Raw genomic sequence first — 5,879 nt, 5'->3', positions numbered from 1 at the left:
TGAAAGCTCACCGTCTCGGGCGGCATGATCTGCGTATAGCCGCCGACGCGATAGCCGAGCTTGCGGTGGACGAAGCCGATTGTTCCCGCAGCGCCCGCCCAGCCAAACAGCCCTTCGCCGCCCGGTGAGGTCGGCAGCGACACGCGCCCGCCGGCGCCGAAACCCTGCCGGTCGACGAAAGTGCCCTTGCGGTCGACCGCGTCGCTCAGCATGTTCGACATCGCGAGCCGCGCGGTCTCGACCTTCATGATCCTTTTGCCGCCGGTCTCGCCTTCGCCGAGCAGCATCGCGAGGAAGCGGTCGTAATCGCGCGCGCTAGATACCAGCCCACCACCGCCGAAGGGATAGGCCGGCTTGTCGAGATAGATCGAACTCGTCGCCGGATCGAAGGGGATCAGCATCCCGTTGAACAACGCATAATTGCTCGTGAAGCGCCCGACATCCTTCTTCTCGACCATGAAACCGGTGCTCGTCATGCCGAGCGGGTCGAAAAGCCGTGCCTTCAGGAAGGCGTCGAACGCCTGCCCCGAAACGACCTCGATCACCCGCCCGAGCAGGTCGAGCCCGATCGAATAGCTCCATTTCGTCCCGGGCTCATAGACGAGCGGCAGCGTCGCCAGACGGTCGGCCATCGCCGCCAGGCTCGGCGCGGGCTTCACATCGGCGAAGCCCGGCAACGCCACCCGGCTCGCCTGCCCGCCGACGATGCCATTGTCGTCATAGGCCTTTTTGATCGGCCCCTTCTGGATGATATTATAGCCGAGCCCCGCGGTGTGGGTAAGCAGCTGGCGCACCGTGATCGGACCTTTCGCGGGCCGCACATCGGTGATCGAGCCGTCGGGGGTGTTCTGCACCTTCATATTGGCAAAGGCGGGCAGGAAATCGGCGATCGGCTGGTCGAGCGTCATCTTGCCGTCCTCGATCAGCAGCATCGCGGCGATACCGGTGACCGGCTTGGTCATCGAATAGAGCCGCCACAAGGTGTCGGGGCCGACCGGCACGCCGTCGCTGATCGACTGCACCCCGGCGCCGAAGAAGCTGGCTTCGGCCTGCCCCTTGCCGATCGCCGCGAGCGTGCCGGCGAGTTCCTTGCGATCGACGAAGCCTTTGATGAACGCGCTGGTTGCGGGATAGAGCTGCGCCCCACCTTCCTTGAACGCCCATGCCGCCCGGGGCAGCAGCAGCCCGGTCCCGCCCAGCGCCAGTCCGCCGAGCATCGCGCGGCGCGAAACCATCATGTTCATCCGTCTCTCTCCAGCATCTTGTCGGTCAGTTTCCGGTAGAGCGTCGGCAGCCCCGCCACGTCAAGCGCGCTGATCGGCCACCACTCGCCTTCCGCTGCGGCATCTTGGGGTTCGCGGCGCACCAACGCGAGCGTGAGGTCGAAATGGGTGAAGCCATGGTCGACCGATATAATCCCCGACTCGCGCGGGCGCGTTTCGGTCCACTCGCCCCCGGGCAGCGCGCGCATGCCGCCGAGCATGCCTTTGTCGGGGCGCCGCACCAGCCAGATCCTGCCGTCACGCTCGATCCACCAGGCCACCCCGTGGCGATGCGGCTTCGCTTTCTTCGGCGGCTTGACCGGCAGCCGCTCGATATCGGCGCGCCCCCGCGCGCGGCAGTCGGCCATCAGCGGACATATCGCGCAGGCGGGGCCGCGCACGGTGCAGACCGTCGCGCCGAGATCCATCAGCGCCTGCGCAAAATCGCCGGGCCGGTCTGCGGGCACCAGCGGCGCCAGCGCCGCCTTGATCTCGCGCTTCGCTGCGGGAAGCGGGGTTTCGATCAGCCGGTGGCGCGCGATCACGCGCTCGATATTGGCGTCGACCACCACCGCGGGGCGTCCGAAGGCGATCGCCGCGACCGCCGCTGCGGTATAGTCGCCGACCCCCGGCAAGGCACGCAGCCCAGCCTCGCTATCGGGGAACATGCCGCCATGCTCGCGCACTACCGCGCGCGCGCAGGCGAGCAGATTTCGCGCGCGCGCATAATAGCCGAGCCCCGCCCATGCCGCCATGACGTCGGCATCGGCGGCGGCGGCAAGGTCGAACACCGTCGGCCAACGCACCGTGAAGCGTTCGAAATAGCCCGCCACCGCGGCGACCGTCGTCTGCTGCAGCATGATCTCGGCCATCCACACGCGATAGGGATCGGGAACGGCGGCACTCCCCGGCGGCACGCGCCACGGCAGCACCCGCGCCGACCGGTCATACCAGTCGAGCAACCGGTCCGCGAAATCCTCTGCGATATCGCCAAATTTATGGGGAGTCTGGACGCTCACCCCCCGCCTATGGCATGGCGCCAGCCATGGCGAAAGACACGCGAGAGGATGGCCCGGCCGCCAAGCCGAAAGCCAAGGCGAAGGCGAAAGCCGCCAAGCCTGCGGCGCGTCCTTATGAGCGCCCGCGCGGCGGCGACGCGCGTGCCATTTCGGACCTCGTCCCCGAAATCGGCCGCACCGCCTTTCGCAAATTCGGCTTCATCCAGTCGTCGGTGGTCAGCCGCTGGCGCGAGATCGTCGGCGAAAGGCTCGCCGACGTCACCCAGCCCGCGATGATCCGTTTCCCGGCGGGGCAAAAGGCCGGCGGAACGCTCTACCTGACGATCAGCGGCGCGCATGCCCCGATGCTCCAGCATGTTGCCCCCGACCTCATCACCGCGGTCAACCGCTTTTTCGGCTATGCCGCGATCGCCCAGGTCCGCATGACCCACGGCCATGTCACCCCGGCGGCGCCCGTTCAGCCGCCAGCAATGCTCAAGCCCGTACCCGCCGAACTGGGGGACAGTCTACGCGACATCGGTGACCCCGAGCTTCGCACCGTCCTCGAAAGGATGGCGGCGGGGCTCGGTGCCGCACCCAAAATCCCCCGCATCAGTTGAGGAAGAAACCGGTCGCCATGTTCGCCGCCCGCCTGAAAACAAGTGCCGTGCTGGTCGTGACCGGCCTTGCCGCGCTCACCCTGCTTCCCACCGCCTCGCCGGCCAAGCCCGCCGCGAAGCCCGCGGCCAAGGCGGCGCCGGCCGCACCGCGCTGGTCGTCGACCATCACCACCAGCGGGATCGGCGCCTACAGCATCGGCAACCCCGCCGCGAAAGTGAAGCTGGTCGAATATTTCAGCTACACCTGCCATGTCTGCGGCGACTTCGCCCGGGCAGCGACGGCGCCGCTCAAGACGCTCTATATCGACAAGGGCCTCGTCCTGTTCGAATATCGCAACCTCGTACGCGATCCGATCGACATGACCGCGGCGCTGCTCGCGCGCTGCGGCGGACCCAAGGCCTTTGCCGGCAACCATGCCGCGATCTTCGCGGGCCAGCCCGCGCTGCTCGACAAGGTGACAAAGGCGACCGACGCGCAAAAGACCAGCTGGTTCGAGGGCACCACCGGCGAGCGAGCGCGCAAGATCGCCGCCGACACCGGGCTCACCGCGCTGATGAGCGCGCGCGGCTATACCGCCGCGCAGCAGAATGCGTGCCTCGACGACGGGGTGGCGCAGGCCGAGCTGACCGGCATGACCAATATCGGTCGCAACGCCGATCGCGTCGCGGGCACCCCGGCCTTTTTCCTCAACGGCCGCCGCGTCGAAGTGACCGCCTGGCCGGCGGTCAAATCGCAACTCGACCTCGCGCTCAAACCTTCCTAAAAGCGCCGCATTCCCCCGATTTGGAGAGAAACAGACCATGATGCGTACCTTGCTCCTGACCTCGATGGCCGCGCTTGCCCTGGCCGCGTGCGGCGACACCAAGACCGACACCACCAAGGAACAGGCGGCGATCGCCAAGGTCGCGGCGCCCGCGGGCAAGAGCTGGTCGCAGACCGTGGTCAAGACGCCCGATGGCGGCGTGCTGATGGGCAACCCCGATGCGCCGATCAAGCTGGTCGAATATGGCTCGCTCACCTGCTCGCACTGCGCCGATTTCTCGAACGAAAGCCATGAGGAACTGTCGCGCGACTTCGTCGACACCGGCCGCGTCAGCTTCGAAATGCGCAACTATGTCCGCGACGGCATCGACGCGACCGCCGCCGCCGTAATCCATTGCGCGCCGATCGAGCGCTATTTCCCGCTGATGGAAAACACCTTCGCAGCGCAGGCCGAAATCTTCGCCAATGCGCAGGCCAATCCGCAGGGCTTCGAAGCCGCGATGCAGCTGCCGCCGAACCAGCGCTTCCCCGCACTCGCCAAGGCGACCAAGCTCGACCAGTTCTTCCAGGCGCGCGGCATGACCGCCGACCAGATCAGCACCTGCCTTGGCAACATCGCCAATATCGAGGCGCTCGAAAAGGGCGTCAACGCGGCGAACGAGCAGTATAATATCCCGGGCACCCCGGCCTTCCTCATCAACGGGCAGCTTGCCGAAGGCATCGGCACCTGGCCCGTCCTGCGCGACCGCCTGAAGACGCTCGGCGCACGCTGATACCGCGAATTCCTCCCTGTGGCGGAGCCATGGGGAGGATCGCTCCCAACCCCCTTGCGACTCCCCCCACGGCGCGGCATGACGGACGCCAAGGGGGATATGTGACGCGAAGGTTGCAACCACTGCGATTCGGCCGACTGCACGGGATGCGCCCGTGCAGATAAAGCGCCTGCGCCTCACCGGTTTCAAAAGCTTCGTCGAACCCACCGAATTGCGCATCGAACCCGGGCTGACCGGCGTCGTCGGCCCCAATGGCTGCGGCAAGTCGAACCTGCTCGAGGCGATCCGCTGGGTGATGGGCGAATCCAGCCCCAAATCGATGCGCGGCGGCGGCATGGAGGATGTCATCTTCGCGGGCACCTCGCAGCGCCCACCGCGCGACTTTGCCGAGGTCGCGCTCCACTGCGATACCGAGGGTGATATCGTCGCCGGCCTGTCGGACGCCACCGAAGGCCGCGAGCTCGAAATCATCCGCCGCATCGAACGCGGCGCCGGCTCTGCCTATCGCGCCAACGGCCGCGACGTGCGCGCCAAAGATGTCGCGCTGATCTTCGCCGACGCCGCGACCGGCGCGCACAGCCCGGCGCTGGTCAGTCAGGGCAAGATCGCCAATGTCATCGCCGCCAAGCCGACCGACCGCCGCGCGATGCTCGAGGAAGCCGCGGGCATCGCCGGCCTGCACGTCCGCCGCAAGGACGCCGAGCAAAAGCTTCGGGCGACTGAAACGAACCTCACCCGCCTGTCCGAAATCGTCGCCGACATGGAGGTGCGCGCCAATGCGCTGCGCCGCCAGGCGCGCGCCGCCGAACGCTACAAGAAACTCAGCGAAGAGATTCGCGTCGCCGAGGGGCGGCTGATCTACGCGCGCTGGCGCGACGCCGCCGCCGCGGCCGACCAGGCGCGCCGCGATGCCGATGCCGCCGAGGCCGCGGTGAAGGACGCGCAGGACAAGCTCGATACCGTCGCCCGCGCGCAGACCGAGGTCGCGACGCGCGTTGCCGAAGCGCGCAGCGCCGCGCAGGCGCAGCGCGACGCGCTCGCTGAGGCGACCGCGACGCAGGTCCGGCTCGCCGGCGAGGAACGCGCCGCGCGGCAACGGCTCGACGACCTCGCTGTCCAGCAGCGTCGCATCGCCGACGACCGCAACCATGAAAGCAGTCTGGCGCGCGAAGCGCATGGCGCGCTGACGGATCTCGACGCCGAGGCGAAGGCGCTCGCGCAGCGACTCGCCACGCACGAAGCCGGCAAGGCCGCGCTGGTCGAAGCGAGCCAGGCGGCGCAGGCCTTGCTCCGCGATGCCGAGGTCGCCTTGGCGCAGGCACGCGCGCAGGCTGCGAGCGAGGCGGCCGACCGCCGCATCGCGCTCTCGGCGCGCGACAGCGCCGAAACCGCCGTCCGGCGCCTCACCGCCGACAGCGCGCGGGTCGAGGCCGAAGTTGCCGCACTCGGCGACAGCGCCGCGC

6 protein-coding genes are annotated in these 5,879 nt (G+C 68.1%); 4 read left to right on the top strand and 2 right to left on the bottom strand.

What is annotated here, in order from left to right; translation table 11 throughout:
- Together B1A78_RS19935 and B1A78_RS19930 are read right to left on the bottom strand one after the other, a co-directional pair.
- The coding region (locus tag B1A78_RS19935; protein ID WP_077148620.1) for a serine hydrolase at window positions 1-1,244 on the bottom strand (1,244 nt) is incomplete at its 3' end.
- On the bottom strand, window positions 1,241-2,281 hold the full coding sequence (locus B1A78_RS19930; protein WP_256839526.1) for an A/G-specific adenine glycosylase: 1,041 nt from the start codon (window positions 2,279-2,281) through the stop codon (window positions 1,241-1,243). The genes B1A78_RS19930 and B1A78_RS19935, both read right to left, overlap by 4 nt.
- A 26-nt stretch (window positions 2,282-2,307) precedes the next feature.
- Here B1A78_RS19930 and B1A78_RS19925 point away from each other — a divergent pair, with 26 nt between their 5' ends.
- From B1A78_RS19925 to B1A78_RS19910, 4 genes are all read left to right on the top strand, one after another.
- Window positions 2,308-2,880 carry a DUF721 domain-containing protein gene (locus tag B1A78_RS19925; RefSeq protein WP_077148619.1) on the top strand — a complete coding sequence of 191 codons (573 nt, stop codon included), beginning with the start codon at window positions 2,308-2,310 and terminating at the stop codon, window positions 2,878-2,880.
- Between the two features lie 17 nt (window positions 2,881-2,897).
- On the top strand, window positions 2,898-3,644 hold the full coding sequence (locus B1A78_RS19920) for a thioredoxin domain-containing protein (protein WP_083734350.1): 747 nt from the start codon (window positions 2,898-2,900) through the stop codon (window positions 3,642-3,644).
- A gap of 40 nt (window positions 3,645-3,684) precedes the next feature.
- Window positions 3,685-4,416: a thioredoxin domain-containing protein gene (locus B1A78_RS19915; RefSeq protein ID WP_077148621.1), complete on the top strand. Its 732-nt coding sequence runs from the start codon at window positions 3,685-3,687 to the stop codon at window positions 4,414-4,416.
- A 154-nt stretch (window positions 4,417-4,570) separates the two neighbouring features.
- On the top strand, window positions 4,571-5,879 hold a 1,309-nt coding region (locus tag B1A78_RS19910), incomplete at its 3' end, for an AAA family ATPase (protein WP_179102111.1).

This window comes from Sphingopyxis sp. KK2 (assembly GCF_001990265.1).
Lineage (GTDB): Bacteria > Pseudomonadota > Alphaproteobacteria > Sphingomonadales > Sphingomonadaceae > Sphingopyxis.
This window is presented reverse-complemented; position numbering and strand designations above follow the sequence as displayed.